The sequence below is a fragment of the Microbacterium sp. RD1 genome, assembly GCF_052220165.1.
Taxonomy (GTDB): Bacteria; Actinomycetota; Actinomycetes; order Actinomycetales; family Microbacteriaceae; genus Microbacterium.
On sequence record NZ_JBQPOL010000002.1, the window covers coordinates 879,986 to 897,673 of the forward strand.

Annotated in this window: 16 protein-coding genes; 5 read left to right on the forward strand and 11 right to left on the reverse strand. The window is 72.5% G+C overall.

Annotated features, from left to right (window positions below):
* Positions 1 to 185 precede the first annotated feature (185 nt).
* The 4 genes from ACTU3I_RS12980 to ACTU3I_RS12995 all read left to right on the forward strand — a co-directional run bounded on the left by ACTU3I_RS12980 (position 186) and on the right by ACTU3I_RS12995 (position 6,102).
* On the forward strand, positions 186 to 2,039 hold the full coding sequence (locus ACTU3I_RS12980) for an Hsp70 family protein (protein WP_442926110.1): 1,854 nt from the start codon (positions 186 to 188) through the stop codon (positions 2,037 to 2,039).
* Positions 2,040 to 2,051: 12 nt separating this feature from the next.
* A complete protein-coding gene (locus ACTU3I_RS12985; protein ID WP_442926111.1) occupies positions 2,052 to 4,583 on the forward strand; it encodes a helix-turn-helix transcriptional regulator in 2,532 nt (843 codons plus the stop codon).
* 138 nt (positions 4,584 to 4,721) lie between these two features.
* Positions 4,722 to 5,465: an IniB N-terminal domain-containing protein gene (locus ACTU3I_RS12990; protein WP_442926407.1), complete on the forward strand. Its 744-nt coding sequence runs from the start codon at positions 4,722 to 4,724 to the stop codon at positions 5,463 to 5,465.
* Positions 5,452 to 6,102: a hypothetical protein gene (locus tag ACTU3I_RS12995; protein ID WP_442926112.1), complete on the forward strand. Its 651-nt coding sequence runs from the start codon at positions 5,452 to 5,454 to the stop codon at positions 6,100 to 6,102. The genes ACTU3I_RS12990 and ACTU3I_RS12995 overlap by 14 nt, the downstream gene beginning before the upstream one ends.
* On the opposite strand, the gene ACTU3I_RS13000 is transcribed toward ACTU3I_RS12995, so the two are convergent.
* From ACTU3I_RS13000 to ACTU3I_RS13015, 4 genes are all read right to left on the reverse strand, one after another.
* Positions 6,034 to 7,551 (reverse strand): dynamin family protein, encoded by a 1,518-nt coding sequence (locus ACTU3I_RS13000; RefSeq protein WP_442926113.1) that lies wholly within the window; start codon positions 7,549 to 7,551, stop codon positions 6,034 to 6,036. The two genes, ACTU3I_RS12995 and ACTU3I_RS13000, sit on opposite strands and share 69 nt — an antisense overlap.
* Positions 7,551 to 9,443 carry a dynamin family protein gene (locus ACTU3I_RS13005; protein ID WP_442926114.1) on the reverse strand — a complete coding sequence of 631 codons (1,893 nt, stop codon included), beginning with the start codon at positions 9,441 to 9,443 and terminating at the stop codon, positions 7,551 to 7,553. The genes ACTU3I_RS13000 and ACTU3I_RS13005 overlap by 1 nt, the downstream gene beginning before the upstream one ends.
* Before the next feature lie 95 nt (positions 9,444 to 9,538).
* Positions 9,539 to 10,363: a hypothetical protein gene (locus ACTU3I_RS13010; RefSeq protein WP_442926115.1), complete on the reverse strand. Its 825-nt coding sequence runs from the start codon at positions 10,361 to 10,363 to the stop codon at positions 9,539 to 9,541.
* Positions 10,364 to 10,378: 15 nt separating this feature from the next.
* Positions 10,379 to 11,212 (reverse strand): hypothetical protein, encoded by an 834-nt coding sequence (locus tag ACTU3I_RS13015; RefSeq protein ID WP_442926116.1) that lies wholly within the window; start codon positions 11,210 to 11,212, stop codon positions 10,379 to 10,381.
* Between the two features lie 176 nt (positions 11,213 to 11,388).
* On the opposite strand from ACTU3I_RS13015, the gene ACTU3I_RS13020 reads away from it, so the two are divergent.
* Complete coding sequence (locus ACTU3I_RS13020) at positions 11,389 to 12,576, forward strand: THUMP-like domain-containing protein (RefSeq protein ID WP_442926117.1); 1,188 nt, start codon at positions 11,389 to 11,391, stop codon at positions 12,574 to 12,576.
* A 230-nt stretch (positions 12,577 to 12,806) separates the two neighbouring features.
* Here the strand turns inward: ACTU3I_RS13020 and ACTU3I_RS13025 are convergent, their stop codons facing one another.
* The 7 genes from ACTU3I_RS13025 to ACTU3I_RS13055 are packed head-to-tail and all read right to left on the reverse strand — an operon-like array spanning position 12,807 to position 17,670.
* Positions 12,807 to 13,283, reverse strand: a complete 477-nt coding sequence (locus ACTU3I_RS13025) for a hypothetical protein (protein WP_442926118.1) — start codon at positions 13,281 to 13,283, stop codon at positions 12,807 to 12,809.
* On the reverse strand, positions 13,280 to 14,380 hold the full coding sequence (gene tsaD, locus ACTU3I_RS13030; RefSeq protein ID WP_442926119.1) for a tRNA (adenosine(37)-N6)-threonylcarbamoyltransferase complex transferase subunit TsaD: 1,101 nt from the start codon (positions 14,378 to 14,380) through the stop codon (positions 13,280 to 13,282). Before tsaD ends, ACTU3I_RS13025 begins: the two co-directional genes overlap by 4 nt.
* Entirely contained in the window at positions 14,377 to 14,991 is a 615-nt protein-coding gene (gene rimI, locus ACTU3I_RS13035; RefSeq protein WP_442926120.1) for a ribosomal protein S18-alanine N-acetyltransferase, read from the reverse strand. The genes tsaD and rimI overlap by 4 nt, the downstream gene beginning before the upstream one ends.
* On the reverse strand, positions 14,988 to 15,620 hold the full coding sequence (gene tsaB, locus ACTU3I_RS13040) for a tRNA (adenosine(37)-N6)-threonylcarbamoyltransferase complex dimerization subunit type 1 TsaB (protein WP_442926121.1): 633 nt from the start codon (positions 15,618 to 15,620) through the stop codon (positions 14,988 to 14,990). Before tsaB ends, rimI begins: the two co-directional genes overlap by 4 nt.
* Positions 15,621 to 15,644: 24 nt before the next feature.
* Complete coding sequence (gene tsaE, locus ACTU3I_RS13045; RefSeq protein ID WP_442926122.1) at positions 15,645 to 16,148, reverse strand: tRNA (adenosine(37)-N6)-threonylcarbamoyltransferase complex ATPase subunit type 1 TsaE; 504 nt, start codon at positions 16,146 to 16,148, stop codon at positions 15,645 to 15,647.
* Positions 16,145 to 17,245 carry an alanine racemase gene (alr, locus tag ACTU3I_RS13050; protein WP_442926123.1) on the reverse strand — a complete coding sequence of 367 codons (1,101 nt, stop codon included), beginning with the start codon at positions 17,243 to 17,245 and terminating at the stop codon, positions 16,145 to 16,147. Before alr ends, tsaE begins: the two co-directional genes overlap by 4 nt.
* A complete protein-coding gene (locus ACTU3I_RS13055) occupies positions 17,245 to 17,670 on the reverse strand; it encodes a holo-ACP synthase (protein ID WP_442926124.1) in 426 nt (141 codons plus the stop codon). The genes alr and ACTU3I_RS13055 overlap by 1 nt, the downstream gene beginning before the upstream one ends.
* Positions 17,671 to 17,688 lie beyond the last annotated feature (18 nt).

Sequence of the window (17,688 nt, forward strand, 5' to 3'; positions counted from 1 at the left end):
CAGGGCTGCACGGAGGGCCCTTTCCATCCCCTGCGCTCTGTGCCAGAATCCGATCACGACGTCGGCTCGACAGGGGCACGGACCGACGCTGGGACATCATTGGGGATGCACCCACGCCTTCCCGATGAAACGTGCGGCGCGAGCACGGATCCTCTCCCGGGACCCCCTCGTGCCGGGGGGAAGAGATGAATGCTCCGTATTTCCTGGCGATCGACATCGGCACCACGCGCACGTCGGCGGCGACGGCGAGATCCGCACCGGACGGCAGTCTCCTGGCGACCGCCTTTCCGCTCGGTCGCGCCTGTGACAACGCACCCACCGTCGCCTTCGCAGCCGACGGCGATCTGCTGTTCGGCGACGCGGCCGAGCGGCGCGGGGGCACGCACCCTGAGAGGCTGATCCGCGAGTTCAAGCGCAGGATCGGCGACGACGTGCCGATCCTCGCGGCCGATCGGGCCTTCTCGCCCGAGGAGCTCTACGCGCGCATGGTGGACTGGACGGCACGCGCGGTCGTCGAGCGGGAGGGCGACACACCGGCCCGTCTCGCCGTCACGATCCCGGCCACGTGGGGCGAGTACCGCGCGGACGTCGTCCGTGCGGCGCTGGCCGAGCACGGCTGGCGGAACGTGGAGATCCTCACCGAGCCCGAGGCGGCCGCACGGCACTACGCCGCGTCGCATCCGCTGGCCGAAGGCGAGGCGCTGGCGATCTACGACTTCGGCGGTGGCACGTTCGACGCCGTCGTGCTGCGGGCGGGGAAAGACGGCGTGGTCCGTGCGGCCGGGGCACCGTCGGGCCTGGCAGACCTGGGCGGCGCGGATTTCGACGACACGATGCTGCGCCACGTGCTGCGCACCGCGCACATCGACGCCGTCGCACTCGTCGGCGAGCCGGCCGGGCGCGTCGCGCTCGCGGCGCTGCGACGGGAGTGCGTCGAGGCGAAGGAGTCGCTGTCGTTCGACTCCGAGGCGATCATCCCGGTGCTGGCGGCGGGCCAGCAGACGGCCGTGCGCATCAGCCGCGACGAGTTCGAGGCGATGATCGCCGACGACCTCGAACGAACGCTCGAGGCCTTCGAGACGGCGCTCGCGGACGCCGCCGTCGCCCCGGCGGACCTGGGGGCGATCCTGCTCACGGGTGGTTCTTCCCGCATCCCGCGGGTCGCCCAGCTGCTCTCCGAGCGCTTCGACCGGCCGATCGCCATCGACGCCGATCCGAAGGCCATCATCGCCCTGGGTGCCGCGCGCGCCGCCGCCGACGCGGCCGCCGCACTCTCTCTCGCTTCCGAGGGCGCTTCGGCGAGCTCGGAGGAGGCCCCGGCCGCTCTCGCGCTCGTGGATGCTCCCCGGAACGCGGTCGCCCCTCACCGCTGGTTCCGTCGAGCCCCGCGTACCGCTTGGGCGGCCGCGGGTTTCACCGTGCTCGCCACCGCCACCGCGCTGGCCGTCGCCCCCACCCTCGGTATGGGCATGGTGAGCGCCACGGAGCGCGCGGCGATGACCGCCGCCCCCGTCGCGGACGGCACGTCGGATGCGGCAGGCTCTGACACATCGACCGCCTCGACCCCCGCGGCGGAGACGCCGTCGGGGGGTGCGCCGCAGGACACGGATGCGGGGACGGCACCTCGGGGGCCGGGAAAGGCGCCGGGCGTCTCCCCGCCGGCGAGCACGACCCCGGGCGACGAAGCCCCCGGCACGGGCACGACCGCGCCGGCGGCCCAGACCGGAGCGGACGGGTCGACGCCGGCGGGCAGTCCGGCCGGATCGGTTCCGGCGCCCCGGGATCCCGGTCCCTCAGGTCAGGGCACGTCGACGCCCTCCCCTGCCCCGGTGGATCCGGTGCCGGTCGACCCCGACCCCGACCCCGACCCGGAAGCCCCCGAACCGACGCCCTCGCCCGACCCCTCGCCAGACCCGACGGCGTCGCCCGACCCCGTCCCGGCGGACCCGGACCCGACGCCGGACCCCGCCCCTTCCGATCCGGGGCCGACACCTGCCGGAGACCCGTCACCTCCGCCCTCGGAAACCCCCGCCGTCTGACGCGTCGCGATCATGGCGAATCCTTCCGCGCCTGCAAGCGCCGGCGCCCTCGGCGCCTCTCCCCTCCTCCTCCCGCGGCCCGTGCGCAATCACCTCGACGCACTGTCCCGTGAACCGGCCGCACCGCGGGTCCTCGTGGTCGGCCCCGCGGGCTCCGGCCGCAGCCGCGTGCTGCGCGAGATCGCGCGGCGGCTCGGCCGTGACGGGCGACCCGTGGTGACCGCGGATGCCGCAGCCACCGTCGACGCGGCGCCCGCGGAGGCCGTCGTGCTCGCCGACGACGTGCATACGAGCGCGGGCGAGCTCATCGCCGCGCTCGCTCGACGGGTGCAGACGCCCGGTGCCGGTGTCGTGGTTGCCTCGGCGCCGTGGCCGCTCCCCGATCCGGTGCGCGAGCTCGCCACCTCCCTCGAGAAGGCTCACCCGCCCCTCGTGCTCGGTCATGTCACGCGCGTCGACGTGCTGGACGCCTGTGCGGGAAGCGGGCGCTTCTGGGCGCCCCGCTGCATCGACGACATCCTGGAGCTCGCCGGTCACCTCGCCTGGCTCGTCGGCGAGGCGCTCGTCGTGCACGAGCAGGACTGCGAGGACGAGTCGGGCCATCCGGCTCTCCGAGAGGAGCTTCGTGATCTCATCGCCCACCGCATCGCGAGCCTCGAGCCGCCGCTCCTGGCCGCGATCGAGACGCTGTGCCTGTCGCCGGGCACGCTGCCGCTCGACGAGGACGCGCACTGGGCACTGGCCGGCCACGCGCGCGGGCTTCTGATGCGCAACGGCCACCCGGCGCCGGTCGTCCGCGATGCCGTGCGGGCCACGATCTCCGTCGACCGCCTCTTCGAGCTGTACGCCACCCCCGGACGGCTCCCTCCCGACGCGGAGATGCGGCGACTGCTCAGCGGGTTCTCCGACCCGCGGCTGGCCACCGCTCTGCTCCTGGACGGGGACGCTGCACTGGGGCGCGACCCCCGCCGCGCCGACGAGCTGTTCCGCGCGGCCGGCGAGGCGGGCGCCGACGGGCTGGCAGTGGCGACGCGGCGCGCGCGGGCGGCATGGAACGCCGGCGAGGTCGACACCGCCGGCGCGATCCTCGACCGCGCCGCCGTCGGCCCGGCGCATCCGTCGTTTCCGACGGCGACCGCCATCACGGGTGCGGTCTGGGCGGCGCGGGCCGACCTGCCGATGAGCTCTGCGGTCTTCACCCGCGCCGATGTCCCCTCCCCCGACCTCGTCGCGGCGGGGACGATCGCCGCCGTCGGGGCCGGCGACGCCGAGCGCCTGGTCGAGCTCGACGCCGCCCCGCCGGCGCGGGCTCTGCCGTCCACGCTCGTCGTGGCGCAGGAGCTGCTCGTGCGGGGCCTGCGTACGACGCTCGGCACCCGCGTGCCGACATGCCTGAGCGACCTCGTCCGTGCCACCGAGATGTACACCGCATCCGGCTGCGACGCCCCGGTCCCGGAGATCCCCGCCGTCCTCGCCACCGTCGCCGCGCTCTCGCTCGGCGACCTTCACGTCGCCGCGAACGTCATCTCCGACGCCGTGCGCTCCCGCCACGGCGGCGCATGGGCACAGCAGCGGCTGCTGCTGTGGCAGGCGTGGGTGGCGGTGCAGCGCGAGCGGCCCCACGACGCGGAGGCGGCACTCCGGGCCGCGGGGGTCGCGACGACGACTCCCGCGCGCGAGCGGGTCCTCGCGGATGCGGTGGCCATCGCGCTCACGCGTCGATACGCCGACCCGTCGGCGCTGCCGCCGGTGTGGCGTCGGGCGCGCGAGAGCATCCTCCGCGCGCGCTTCGACGTGTACTCGCTCATCCCGCTCGCCGAGTTCGCCGTCAGTGCCGCTCGCCTGGGCGACATGGACCGCGTGCAGCCGCATCTGGACGACGCTGCCGCCGCACTCGCGCGGCTCGGCGACCCGCCGGTGTGGTCGAGCCATCTGCACTGGGCGGGCTTGCACTGCAGCATCCACCTCAACCGCCCGCACGACCTCCGACCGCACGCCCGCGCGCTGCTGAGCGCCGCACCGCACACCCGGCTGGCCGCGACGATGGCCCAGGCGGGCCGGGTATGGACCGAGGTCCTCACGGGCAAGGTCGACGTCGACGCGATCGAGCACGCCGCTCTCGGGCTCGCGTCGGTGGGCTTGGCGTGGGACGGTGCCCGCCTCGCGGGCCATGGCGCGGGGCGCACCGACGACCGCCGGGCCATCGCACGACTGCTCGCCTGCGCGCGGCATCTGCACCCGCGGGAGGTGCTGGACCCGCCGGTGGGGCCGGTGCCGGAGGCGGGGCCGTCCGCGCGGGGCGCGGAGGTGCTGAGCGCGCGCGAGCGGGAGGTGGCGGCACTCGTCGTGCAGGGCAAGACCTACGCCGAGATCGGCGAGTCGATCTTCATCTCGCCCCGCACCGCCGAACATCACATCGCCCGCATCCGTCGGCGCCTCGAGGCCACGTCGCGCTCGGACCTGATCGCCAAGCTCCGGCTCGTGCTGGAGGACGCGACGATCCCCGGCGATCTGCGGCCGTCGCGGCGGGTCGAGAGAGCGTGAGCACCCCATGACTCCCCGCACCCTCCCCTCCGCACCCCCTACTACCCCGCACGGGGAGGGGGGAGAGTCCCCGACGCGGGGAGCTCGAGGACGCAATACCGTCGGAGGCACCGACACGGGAAGGAGACGGCCGTGAGCATGACGCTGGCGACGATCGCCGATGCTCTGATCGAATTCATCCTGAGCCTGCTGCGAGACCCTGCGGCTGCCGCGGAGTTCCAGGACGACCCGGAAGGGACGCTGGCTCATCGGGGGCTCGGCAACGCCAGCGCCGCCGACGTGTGCGCCGTCGCCCCGATCATCGCCGAGCGCCCGGAGGTCGCCGCGATCGCGATCCCCCGCCCGGCACCCCCCGACGCCCGGCCCGTCGTCCGCGAGATCACGGAGATCACCCGCAATTTCACGATGGTCGACGACCGGGACACCGTCGTGGACCAGTCGGTCAACCAGAACATCTGGGCGATGGGCGATGTCACGCAGGTGTTCGACCAGGAGGCCGTCGTGGCATCCGGAGACGAGTCGATGGCCGCCGGCGACGACGCCACGGTGGACAACGACATCGACCAGTCGACGACGATCGGCGCGGGCGACGACGTCGTGATCGACGGCGAGGTGACCGAGAACACCGCGACCGACTCGTACAACGAGACGACCGACACCACGACGACGACGGATGCTCCCGTCACGATCGCGGTGACCGATTCCGCGAATCAGACGACCACTCCCGAGACCACTCCCGAGACGGTTCCCGAGCCCGCCGCCGACGCCTACGAAGACAGCGCGGCCGGCTACACCGAGGCTCCGGTCGACAACGATGCGACGAGCGTGTTCGACTCGTCCGAGACTCCCGTCCTCGCCGACACCGCCGATGACGACTTCTGATCTCGAACGGCGCCCGGAGCCCGACAACGACGTCGGGCGCACGGGCGCCGCTTCGGAGCCCTCGGGGGAAGGGCGCGCGGCCCCTGCGCGCCCTTCCCTTGCCGACAAAGCGGCGGCGCCGGTGCTCGTGAAGAAGCCCGCGCCGGTGTCGGTGCGCGCCAGCCAGCTGGCGTGGGTACTCTCACTCGCCGCGGGAGCGGTGGCGGTGGTGTACCTCTTCATCATCCGCCAGCAGCAGCTTCCCGAGATCGTCACCGCCATCCGCGCCGTGGACGACACGCGGGCGGATGCGACCTACGACGCTGCCGCCGACATCGTGTTCTGGGTGGTCTTCGGCGCCTTCGTCGCGATGTGGCTCGTGCAGGTGACGCTGCTGGTGTCGTTCTCGAACCGGCGCCCGAACACCCGGTGGTGGCTACTGGGGACCGTGCTGTTCACCGGCTTGGCATTCCTGGCGTGCCGGGAGATGGTGGCGATCGGCGACCGCGGCGTGCCGCTGGTGCGCATCCTCCTCCTGCAGCTCGGGCTGGCGGTGCTGGGTCTGCTGCTGGCGGCGCTCCCCGGCGCTCTACGCTGGACCGCCCGAAAGCACGACGTCGCTCGCGCCCCGGGCAGCGCGCCCGGCGGCGGCCTCTGACGCCACCCCCTCGACGCTGCGGACGATCATGCGACACAGGTGCGCGGTGTAGCGGTCGCTGACGGGCGATTCGCTCAGCGCCCGCCACCGGGCGAGAAGTTCGTCGACGCGTGCGTCCCGCTCGGCAGGCGTCGCGGTGTCGCGAAGACCCAGCCGGGCCGTCACCGCCGTTCCCTCGCCGCCCAGGATCCGCTCCGCCTCGGCGACCTCACGGGGGCTCAGTGAGACGGTAGCGGTGCGGAGGTCGGCGAGGAGCGCGAGTTCGCGGAGGTCGTGACTGCGGGCGACGATCCGCTCGATTCCGCCGAGCACGGCATCGGCGCCGGGGCGCGGGCGTTCGCGGATGAGTTGCTCGACGCCCTGCAGCACGCCCCGCGCCTTGAGAGGAACCGCTCGCGCGCGGAAATGCGAGGCGAAGAACTCCTGCAGCGCCACCATCCCGCTCTGCTGCACGAGGCGGTCGGCGAGCGCCGACGAGGTCGACGCGCCGCCGCGGATGAGGGCGGCGGCGAGCCGCACTCCGAACAGCCCGAAGCGGGCCAGGAGGTTCTCGCGCACCGGGATGCTGAGCGACGTCGTCGCCGTGGGGCGGACGAACCGGTCGACCGAGACGAGCAGGGCCTCGCGCACCCTCCGGTCGAGCCGGGCGACCTCGCGGAGCGCGATGAACTCGCTCTCTCGCAGGGTACGGGCCCCCTCGGCGAGGAGGCCGGCGATGGGCAGCACGCCGAGGGCGAGCGCGCGCAGTTCGCCGTCCCGGCGGTACCGGTCGGCGATCGCGGCCGCCGAGACGAGCGAGTCGATGCGGCCGGAGCCGATCTCATCGGCGCGCGAGAGCACCGCGACGGCGTTGACGGTCTGGGAGGTGCCGGCTGCGGTGTCGCGGAACGCTTCCAGGAACCGCACGTCGGAGGAGTGCACATGGCGGAGGAGGTAGACGATGGCGTCAGCGGCGGAGGGCGTGTTCTCGGGGACCAGGAACTGCATCGCTCGTTGGGAGTTCTCCCGCGTGAGCGAGGCGATGCCCGGGGTGTCGATGAGGATCGTCGAGCGCAGGCTCTCCGAGGGCCAGCCCACGTCGATCCACGCGACGTCGTCGGCGCTCCGACCCTGCAGATCGAGGTCGAGGCGGCCTTCGACGCGGCGGACCGGCAGGCTCACGGTGCCGCCGTCCCGCAGATGCAGGGTGACATGCGCCGTCGAGGCGTGGCGGTACCACGTGATGGCACGCGTGCACTCGCCCGCATCCGTCGGCGCGATCCGCTCGCCGATGAGAGCGTTCAGGAGCGTCGACTTCCCGGCCTTGACGATGCCGGCGACGGCCACGCGCAGCGGCTCGCGGAGGCGTTGTGCGTAGCCGTCGAGAAGCTCCGAGGTCGCGGGCTCGTCGGCGTACAGCACCCGCGCGGCGTCGATCACGTCGGCGACCTCGCCGAGCGACGTGCGCATCACGCGAGCCGCCCCGTCGCCGCCGCTTCCCGTGCCGGGATCTGCGCGCGCAGAGTCTCGATCTGGCGCAGTCGCGCCTCCAGCTCCTTGACCCGGCCGTCGCGATCGGCGGTGAAGGTGGCCGCCGCCTGCTTGGCGGCGAGCATCGACTCGGAGAGCGAGCGGTGCAGCTCGTCGGCGATCGACCCGAAATGGTCGCGGGAGGCGCGCTGCACCAGCCGCAGCCGGTCCTTCAGCTGCTTGCCGACCTGGAAGACGACGTCTTCGATGTGACGCCGGAGGAGATTCTTCGCCTCCGCCTGACGACGCATCAGGCGCCCCGACATGTCTTCACGGTAGGCGCGGCGCCCGACGAGTACGCCCGCCAGCAGGGAGAGCGGGTTGATGAGCGACAGGCCGATGAGGCTCGTCGCCAGTCCCACCATCAGCACTCCGCCGTACGAGCCGCGCACGCCGATGTAGATCTTCTCCGCCGCCCCCATCTGGCCGGCGTCGAGCCTCTGCAGCTCCTCGACGGGGTCGAGCACCCCGGTGACGTCGCCGACGTCGGGGAGGGGGATGGCGGCCTCGCCCGCCAGGAACTCGTCGGCGACCCGCTCCGACAGCCAGCGGGAGCGCTCGTTCGTCCAGACGAAGGTCTCCGACACCGCCGCCGACACCCGCGAGTCCAGCCACTCGGCGATCTGCTCCCAGATCGGCCCGGGGTCGCCCTCGTCTATGGCGGACTCGCCGTCGCGCTGCACCTTGCGGAGGCGATCGCGCAGGTCGTGCTCGGTGTCGGCAATGAGGTCGGCGATGCCGTCGCTGAGCGTGACCTGCCAGCGTGCCGATCGGCCGCGGAACTCGTCGGCGCGCGCCTTGGCGTCCTCCAGTTCCGCGAGCATCCGCGGCGTGTCCTCCGGATGCAGCAGCGCGTTCAGCTCGGTGCGCACCGACATCGACAGCTGCTCGACGACCGTGATCAGGTCGTGCACGGCCGCACGGCGGTGAAGGGTCTCGGCGCGGCCCAGCACGTCGCGGCGGAGGTGGGCGACGAGGGCGGGGAAGCCCGACTCGGCGTTGAGGTCGCGGTCCTGGTGTTGCGCGGCCAGCAGGCGCAAGTCGCTGGAGACGGCGAAGATGGGCACGTCGCCGAGCGCGTCCAAACGCGAGCGGTCGATGGTCTCGATGTCGCGCCACTGCGGATAGATGTCGGTCTTGCTCAGGACGGCCGCGACGTTCGGCGAGATGCGCATCGCGTGCTGGAGGAAAGCCAGTTCGGGCTCGGTGTACTCCTGCGAGGCATCCGATACCAGGATGACCGCGTGCGCGGTCGAGAGGGCGGCGAGGGTCGCGAGGGCGCGGGTGGACTCCAGACCCCCGACGCCCGGGGAGTCCACGAGCCGGAGGCCGCCGCGGAGGATCTCCCGCGGCAGCAGCACCTCGGCACCCACGATCGATCGCCCCGCCACCGGCTCGGCACGATCGGAGACGTGGGCGTCGAGGTCGTCGAACGAGATCGGGATGCGCTCGACGGTGTCGTCGCCGCCTCCCTCGGGGCGGACGAACACCGCCGCCGACGGCTCGTCGGCGTACCCGACCGCCGTCGGCACAGCCGTGGCGACGTCGTCGTCGACCGCGCAGGCCGGCGCGTTGATGAGGGCGTTGACCAGCTTGCTCTTGCCCTGCTTGAACTGACCGACCACGATCACGCGAACCGACGGGTCGAGCAGCCGAGCGCGGGTGTCGTCAAGACGACGGGCCAGGTCGGTGCGGCCGAGCGCGCCGGAGAACGACTTGGTCTTCTCGACGAGGCGCACCAGCTCCGTCGCATCCGCGTCGGCCTGCGTCTCGGGGGGAGCGCCTCGCGAATCGATCCGGATGGTGGCGGGGCCGGCGTCGGGTGCGGTCACGGTGTTGCCTCCTCACTCCGCGGACACGCAAGCCGATGACCCCGGGTCGGGTGTTCCTCCCCCGGGGTCATCGAGCTCGTCGTATCGCGCGAGTCTCACAGGTCCAGATCGACGTCGACGTCATCAGCGACGACGGCCACGTCGCTGTCCCAGATGACGTTGGCATCGACGTCCCACGTGTCCGTCGAGGTCGACGTGAACTCGTCGTTGAACGAGTTGTCGATCTCGAGCGTGTGAGAGTACGAGTTCCCCACGTTCTCGATATCCCAGTCCTGCGAGTTGTCGACCGAGCTCACGTCGACATTGCTGGTGTTGTACGACCCCACCGCGGATTCGACGCTCTTGTCGCTGTCGATCAGCACGTCGCCCCCCGCGGCGATGTGCGTCGACCCGTCGAGGTTGTACTCGACGTCGATGTCGTCTCCCGCGACCATCGCCCCGCCGCTGCCCACGACCGCGGAGGTCGAGACGAACTGCGAGACGCCGCCGCCGGCGACGATGTTCGAGTTCAGGGACTGGTCGACGACGTTGGCCGAGGCGCTGACGGATCCTGCGCCACCGCCTCCCCCGCCGATGTTCCCGAACCCGGTGTTGTACTCGCGGTTTCCCGCGTTGATCGAATTGTCGTTGGTGGACGAATTCGAATGGTCGTCCGTCGAGTTGTCGGACAGGTCGACGGAGGAGTTGAACGAGTCGGTGTTGCCGGAGTCGTCCGTGCTGGTGCTCGTGTTGTGCGAGCCGTTGTGGAACGAGCCGTCCGCCTCGAACAGGGCGTTGCCGCTGCCGTTCGTGGAGTTGTCGGTGTTGCCGACGTTGTCCACGTCGGCTGCCAGACTCGCCGTGTTGGTCGTCGTGGTGTTGAACGAGTCGCGGACCCGTGTGTCCACGTCGGAGTCGACGTGAGTTTCATCGAAGGCCATGACGCGCTTCCTTTCTCAGAGGGTGACGTCGAAGTCGTCGCCGATGGCGGCGCCGGTCGATCCGACGATCGCGTTCACGTCGACGTCGACGTCGGTGCTGGACTCGAACAGGGCGGTGTCGTCGAACGAATCGACGATGTCGGTGCTGACGGTCGAGGTGTTCCACGAGTCGTCGATGTCGACGTCGATCGAGTTGTCCTCCGCCGACCACGTGAAGTTCGACGTGTTGTACGAGTCGATCGCCTCGGTGACCGTCTTGGAGCTGTCGATGAGGACGTCGCCCTCGGCGGAGATGCTCGTGCTCTGGTCGACGTTGTAGGTGACGCTCAGGTCGTCTCCCGCGACCATCGCGTCGCCGGATCCGACGACCGCGTCGCTGGAGACGTGCTGGAAGACCGGTCCGAACGCGGCGATGTTGCCGTTGACCGACTGATCCACCACGTTCGCGCTGGCGTTCACCGACATGTCGCCGTCGCCGCCCGCTGCCGCCGCCGCGCCGCCGACATCGCCGAAGCCGGTGTTGTAGGTGCGCACACCGGCGTTGATCGAGTTGTCGTTGGTCGAGGAGTCGGAGTGGTCGTCGACGGAATTGTCGGATGCGTCGAGCATCGAGTTGTACGACCCGGTGTTGTCGGAGTCATCCGTCTCGGTGCGGGTGTTGTGCGAGTCCTCGTGGAACGAGTCCGTCGCGGTCGCGGTGGTGTTGTCGCTGTCGTTGACGGAGTTGTCGGTGTTGCCCGAGTCGGCGACGGAGACGTCGACGTCGAGATCGTTGGCCGTGTCGTGGTTGAACGAGTCGTTCACTGTCGTGTTCAGCGTGGCGCTGTAGTTGTTCTCGTCGAAGGCCATGGTTCCTTCCCTTTCCCGGGGTGGTGGCCCCGCCGTGGTGATGACCTCACAGTACGAACGGCCGGACGCGTCCCACATCGGGGATGACTCCGGGGCTTTCGCGCCCGGGAGAGGGGATCCCCGCCCCCCAACCCCTAACCGCAGGGGGCGAGGCGCGGGCGACCTAGGGTGGGGAGGTGGACATCGCCGAGCTGACCGCGCTCCTCACCGCCGACGGACTGCGGCTGCTGGACGAGGTCGACGCGGGGACGAAGGACGATGTCGCGCGTGTCGTGTCGCGACTACGTGCGGCCGGTCATCCGCCGGAGCTCGTGTCGGCGGTCGTCGGGCAGGCCCGCCTGCGCGCGCGGGCGACGGGGAAGTTCGGCGCCTTCGCCGACCGGATGCTGTTCACCCGCGCGGGGCTGGAGCAGGCGACGCGCCTCTCGGTCGCCGCCCGTCACGCGGGCCGATTCCGCGCGGCGGGGGTGGCCGCCGTCGCCGACCTCGGATGCGGCATCGGCGGTGACGCGATGGGCATGGCCGCGCTCGGACTGCGCGTGCGGGCCGTGGAGGCTGACGAGGTCACAGCCGCGATCGCCGCCTACAACCTCGCGCCGTTCGGCGACGACGTCACGGTGGCCCACGCCGCGGCGGAGTCGGCGGACCTCGACGGCGTCGACGCGGTATGGCTCGACCCCGCACGCCGCACGGCCGGCCACACCGAGACGACCCGCGTGAGCGCGGCCGAGTACTCCCCGTCGCTGGAGTGGGCGTTCGAGCTGCTCGCGCGCCTTTCCGGCGGCATGAAGCTCGGACCGGGCTTCGACCGGGACGACCTGCCGGCCGATGCCGAGGCGCAATGGGTGAGCGCCGACGGGTCGACGATCGAGCTGGTGGTGTGGACCGGCGCGCTGGCGCGCCCGGGCGTGCGGCGGGCAGCGCTCGTGACCCGCGGGGACGACGCGTGGGAGCTGACGGCCCCGGCCGACGCCGAGGACGAGCCGGTGCGCGACCTCGGCGCGTTCGTGCACGAGCCGGAGGGCGCCGTCATCCGGGCGCGCCTGATCGGCGACGTCGCCCGAGCGCTGACGGCCGGGATGCTGGCGCCGGGGATGGCGTACCTGACGTCGGATGCGGCGGTCACGAGCCCGTTCGTGTCGTCGTTCCGGGTGCGCGAGGTCGTGCCGTTCGAAACGCGCGCCCTCGCGAAGGTGCTGCGCGCCCGCGGAATCGGCACGCTGGAGATCAAGAAGCGCGGCGTCGACGTCGACCCGGCCGTGCTGCGGACGAAGCTCGGGCTGCGCGGCGACGACGCCGCGACGCTGCTGCTGACGCGCGTGGGCTCCCGGCGGCTCGCGTTCCTCGCCGACCGGGTGGGCTGACCGCGGGCCCTCCCCCTTCGTCTCGGTCGCTGCGCTCCCTCGCTCAGGGTCCGCAAGCGCGTCCCGCCACGCAGCCGCCATCCGGACGCTGAGCGAGTCCTGCCGCCTTCCGGGCGCCGAGCGCGGGTCCCCCTTCGTCTCGGTCGCTGCGCTCCCTCGCTCAGGGTCCGCAAGCGCGTCCCGCCGCGCGGCCGCCTTCGGACGCTGAGCGAGCGCAGCGAGACGAAGCGTCAGAACCCGGGGAGCTGCGGTACCGCCCACAGCAGCCACCCGGCGCTGTAGACGAGCGAGAGCGCGGCGAGCACCAGCGACCACACGCCGACGGCGCGGGATTCGCCGGCGCGGCGCAGGGTCACGATGGCCGCGATGACGGCGGCTACGCCGAGGGGCAGCATCCACCCGACCAACAGCGACCCGGCGAGCGCGGCGATCGCGAGTCCGAGTGCCCAAGGGCCGATGCTCGCGCGGCGGGCCGGCGCGGGCTCCCACTCGACGTGCTCGCCCTCGACCGGGCCCTGCACCGACACGATCACCGGTGCGGTCGGCAGTTGGCGGAAGCCGTCGTGCGGCGAGCCGGGCACGCGTGAGGTCGCGGCCGCCCGCTCGACGTCGTCCGACGGAGGCTCGATGGAGGGCCGCGGCGCCGCGCGCGGCGGATCCAGCGCAGCGTCCACGCCGGCGAGGTCGGGCTTTCGGGAGTCGGTCACGCCGCCTCCTCGGCCGGGGCCTCGGCGACCTGGATCTCGGTCACCGGGAGCGTCGAGTCGGCACCGAAACCCAGGGTCGACGGACGGCGCCCGGAGGCGATCAGCTCGGCGGCCAGCGCGGCGATCATGGCGCCGTTGTCGGTGCACAGGCGCAGCGGCGGAATCCGCACCGCCACCCCTGCCGCCTCGCCCCGCTCGAGCGCGACGTCGCGCAGGCGCCGGTTCGCGACGACGCCGCCGCCGAGGAGAAGCCTCGGCACGCCGTACCGCTCGCACGCGTCGAGCGCCTTCGTGACGAGCACGTCGACGACCGACTCGCGGAACGACGCCGCGACGTCGGCCACGGGCAGCGACCAGTCCGCATCCGGTTCCTGAGCCTGCCGAAGGGCGCGCTCCTCGACCCACCGGGCGACGGATGTCTTGAGCCCCGAGAACGAGAAGTCGTACCGATGCCGCTGCATGTCGGAGGCGCGGGAGAGCCCGCGCGGGAAGCGGATGGCGTTCGGGTCGCCCGACGCGGCGGCACGGTCGATCTCGGGGCCGCCGGGGTAGGGCAGCCCGAGGAGCCGCGCCACCTTGTCGAACGCCTCGCCCGCCGCGTCATCCACGGTCTCACCGAGCAGCTCGACGTCGCCGGTGAGATCGCGCACGAGGAGGAGGGAGGTGTGCCCGCCGCTCACGAGCAGCGCGACGGTCGGGTACTCCAGGGGAGCCGCATCCGCGTCGAGGATGTCGGCGGCGATGTGCCCGACGAGGTGGTTGACGGCGTAGAGCGGCTTGCCGAGCGACACCGCGAGCGCCTTCGCGGCGCCGATCCCCACCATGAGGGCGCCGGCGAGGCCCGGGCCGCTCGTGACGGCGATGGCGTCGAGATCGGAGAGGCCGACGGATGCCTCGGCCAGCGCCGCCTCGATCGACGGCTGGAGCGCCTCGAGGTGGGCGCGCGCGGCGACCTCGGGGACGACGCCGCCGTAGCGCGCGTGCTCATCCATGCTCGAGGAGATGGTGTTGCTCAGGAGCGTGCGGCCGCGGACGATTCCGATGCCGGTCTCGTCGCAGCTCGTCTCGATGCCGAGCACGAGGGGTTCGCGCCTCACGTGCACCACCCCGTCCTCACGTCGCACGTGACGCCGTCGCCACCGAGCGGCGTGAGCGCGGGGGTCGCGGATTCGGAGATCGACGCCGGATTCGGATGCTGCAGCGCGGTTCGTCCGAATCCGCGGTCGATCTCCGAATCTGCGGCGGCGCGAGCGGAAGACCACGCCGGCAGATCGAGCTTCATCACGATCGCGTCGACATCGTCGGGCTGGTAATACCGTGGGCGGCGGCCGACCTCGGCGAACCCCTCCGATGCGTACAGCGCCTGGGCGACGGGGTTGTCGGCGCGCACCTCGAGAAAGACGTCCCGGATGCCGCGGCGCGCTGCCTCCGCGAGAAGAGCGGTCAGCAGCATCCGCCCCCGCCCGCGTCCGCGGAAGGACTCGGCGATCGTGATCGTCTGCACGTCGGCGTCGCGCCCGCCCCGTGGAGCGCGCAGCCCCGCGTATCCGGCGAGGCGTGCGGCCTCCTCGGCCACGACGTACCAACCGTGCGGCGAAGCGAGCTCTTCGCGCATCATCGCGTCGCTCCAGGCGTCGGTGGGAAACGAGGCGCGCTCGATCGTCATGATCGCGTCCAGATCGTCGGGCGTGGCGGGCCGGATCCTCATGCGCGCACCTTCTTCGGCACGGCACCGACGGTGACGTCGGGCGAGCGGAGGTACAGCGGCTCGTCAGGACCGATGACGCGGCCGGCGGCGACCGCGCGGGCGGCGGCGAGCGCGATCAGGGCGGCCGGGACGGATGCGGCGTCGCGACGCGCGGCGCCGATGTCGGCCAGGCGGGCATCGAGGTCGGCGCGCGGCGACAGGGCGGGCTCGCTCACGCGCACGGGAAGACCGTCGTCGTCGATGCCCTCGTACACGGTGAAGGCGAACTCCCGGCGGCGGGCGTCGGTGACGACGGCGAAGCGGGAAGGCTCTGCGGCGCCGGCGAGCGCGGCCTGCAGCAGCACGTCGAGGGCGACGGCGTCGTGGCTCACGACCGACACGACCGGCAGCCCGCGGCCGAGGGCGAAGGCGCGCGCGGCGGCGATCCCCACACGCAGGCCCGTGAAGGGCCCCGGCCCCATCCCCGCCGCGACGTGCGTCAGCCCGGGGTCGTCGACGCGGGCCAGCAGCTGGCCGATCACCTCGGCATGGCCGAGCGGATCGTCGGTGGAGGCCTCGGCGACGACGAAGCCGTCGCTCTCGACGACGGCCGCCGCCGTGCCGAGGGACGTGTCGATGCCGAGGAACACCCTTCCAGGGTAGTCCGGGGAAGCCTATGGACGGCGGGTGATCGTCACCGTGCGCGGGGCGTCGTCGTCGAGCGCCGCCGTGCGTGCCGAGATATCGCCGCACGCCGAGTCGGCGCCGCGGCCGCCGAGCTGGCGTTCGATCTCGATCTCCCAGCACGCATCCGCGAGGTGCTCGGCGCGATCGCGCCCCCACTCGACGACGACGACCGAGCGCGCTACGTCGATGTCGAGGTCGTCGAGCTCCATCGCCGAGCCGAGGCGGTAGGCATCCACGTGCACGAGCGGCGCGCCGCCGACCAGCGACGGATGCGTCCGGGCGAGCACGAACGTCGGGCTCTGCACGGGACCGCGGATGCCGAGGCCCTCGCCGATCCCGCGCGTCAGGGTCGTCTTGCCCGCGCCGAGTGGCCCGGTGAGCACGACGACGTCGCCGGGTTCGAGCGCGGCGCCGAGCCGTCTGCCGAGGTCCTCCATGTCGGCCGGCGAGGCGATTTCGCGCCGGCCGAGGAGGTCGTCGGGGACGCTCATCCGACGACCTGCCGGCGGGGCACCCGGGGTCCGACGCGGGTGACGATGTCGTAGTTGATCGTGCCCGCGGCATCCGCCCAGTCGGTGGCGGACGGGACGCCCAGCGTGGGGTCGCCGAAGAGCACGACCTCGTCGCCGACGGCCACGGAGCTCTCCCCCACGTCGACGACGAACTGGTCCATCGCGATGCGCCCGGCCACGCGGTATCGGCGTCCGCCTATCGTCACCGGTCCGGCGCCGGAGGCCTGGCGCGGTACTCCGTCGGCGTAGCCGAGGGGCACGAGCGCGAGGGTCGTCTCCCGCGGCGCCCGGAAGTCGTATCCGTACGACACCCCCTGACCGGCCGGCACGCGGCGGACGGCTGCGACCGAGGCGCGAAGCGTCATCGCGGGGCGGAGGCCGAGCTCGGCCGACGTGCGGTCGGCGAAGGGCGACAGGCCGTAGATCCCGATGCCGATGCGGACGCATCCCAGACGCGTGGCGGGGAGGGCGATCGCGGCGTGTGTGGCGGCGAGGTGACGAAGAGGCGGCGTGAGGCCGACGGATGCGGCGGTGATCACCGCTTCCTCGAAGACCCGGAGCGCGGCGAGGTCGTCGGCATCCGAGGTGTTCGACAGGTGCGAGAAGAGCCCCTCGACGCGCAAGCGCCCGATGCGCTCGAGACGGGCGGCCTCGGAGAAGACGACGCGGTAGTCGGCGGGGGCGATGCCGTTACGCGACAGCCCCGTGTCGATCTTGAGGTGCACGACGGCGGGGCGGTCGCCGCGGGCGGCGGCGGCGGCCTGCTGCAGCTGGTCGATGCCGGAGATGCCGAGCTCGATGTCCCCGGCGACCGCCTCGTCGAAGGCGACCCCTGGCGCGTGCAGCCACGCCAGGATCGGGCCGCGGATGCCGGCTCGTCGGAGGTGCAGCGCCTCGGCGATGTCGGCGACCCCCAGCCGTGACGCGCCGCCCTGGAGCGCCGCGACGGCGGTGCGGAAGGCGCCGTGCCCGTATCCGTCGGCCTTCACGACGGCGATGATCTCGGAGCCGGTGAGACGTCGGAAGTGCCGCACGTTGTCCGCGATCGCCTCGACGTCGATCGCGGCCTCGCGCATCACCCCTCCTCCGACGGTCGAGTCGCCAACACATGTCGCGTTTCGGCCGAAAATGCGACATTTCTTGGCGAGTCGACGGACTCGAGGATCACATAGGCCGCGGCCAACCCGGCATCGTGGGTCAGCGACAGGTGCAGCACGTCGATACCCCGCTCCGCGGTGGCCGCGGCGGTCGTGCCGGAGAGCCGGAAGCGCGGGCGGCCGGATGCCTCGGACACGACCTCGATCTCCGTCCAGTGCACGCCCTCCGAGCCCCCGAGCGCCTTGATGAGCGCCTCCTTCGCGGCGTAGCGCGCGGCGAGCGAGCGCGGTTTCAGCATCCGCTCGCTCGGGGAGAACAGGCGCGGAAGCAGGCGCGGCGTGCGCGCCAGCGACGCCTCGAAACGCGGGATGTCGACGAGGTCGACACCGATCCCGACGATCATGCGCTTCCTTCTGATCGG

Coding starts and splice junctions, on each gene's coding strand:
- ACTU3I_RS12980 (WP_442926110.1), top strand. CDS start 186: ATGAATGCTCCGTATTTCCTGGCGATCGACATCGGCACCACGCGCACG.
- ACTU3I_RS12985 (WP_442926111.1), top strand. CDS start 2,052: ATGGCGAATCCTTCCGCGCCTGCAAGCGCCGGCGCCCTCGGCGCCTCT.
- ACTU3I_RS12990 (WP_442926407.1), top strand. CDS start 4,722: ATGACGCTGGCGACGATCGCCGATGCTCTGATCGAATTCATCCTGAGC.
- ACTU3I_RS12995 (WP_442926112.1), top strand. CDS start 5,452: ATGACGACTTCTGATCTCGAACGGCGCCCGGAGCCCGACAACGACGTC.
- ACTU3I_RS13000 (WP_442926113.1), bottom strand. CDS start 7,551: ATGCGCACGTCGCTCGGCGAGGTCGCCGACGTGATCGACGCCGCGCGG.
- ACTU3I_RS13010 (WP_442926115.1), bottom strand. CDS start 10,363: ATGGCCTTCGATGAAACTCACGTCGACTCCGACGTGGACACACGGGTC.
- ACTU3I_RS13015 (WP_442926116.1), bottom strand. CDS start 11,212: ATGGCCTTCGACGAGAACAACTACAGCGCCACGCTGAACACGACAGTG.
- rimI (WP_442926120.1), bottom strand. CDS start 14,991: ATGAGGATCCGGCCCGCCACGCCCGACGATCTGGACGCGATCATGACG.
- tsaE (WP_442926122.1), bottom strand. CDS start 16,148: ATGAGCGTCCCCGACGACCTCCTCGGCCGGCGCGAAATCGCCTCGCCG.
- alr (WP_442926123.1), bottom strand. CDS start 17,245: ATGCGCGAGGCCGCGATCGACGTCGAGGCGATCGCGGACAACGTGCGG.
- ACTU3I_RS13055 (WP_442926124.1), bottom strand. CDS start 17,670: ATGATCGTCGGGATCGGTGTCGACCTCGTCGACATCCCGCGTTTCGAG.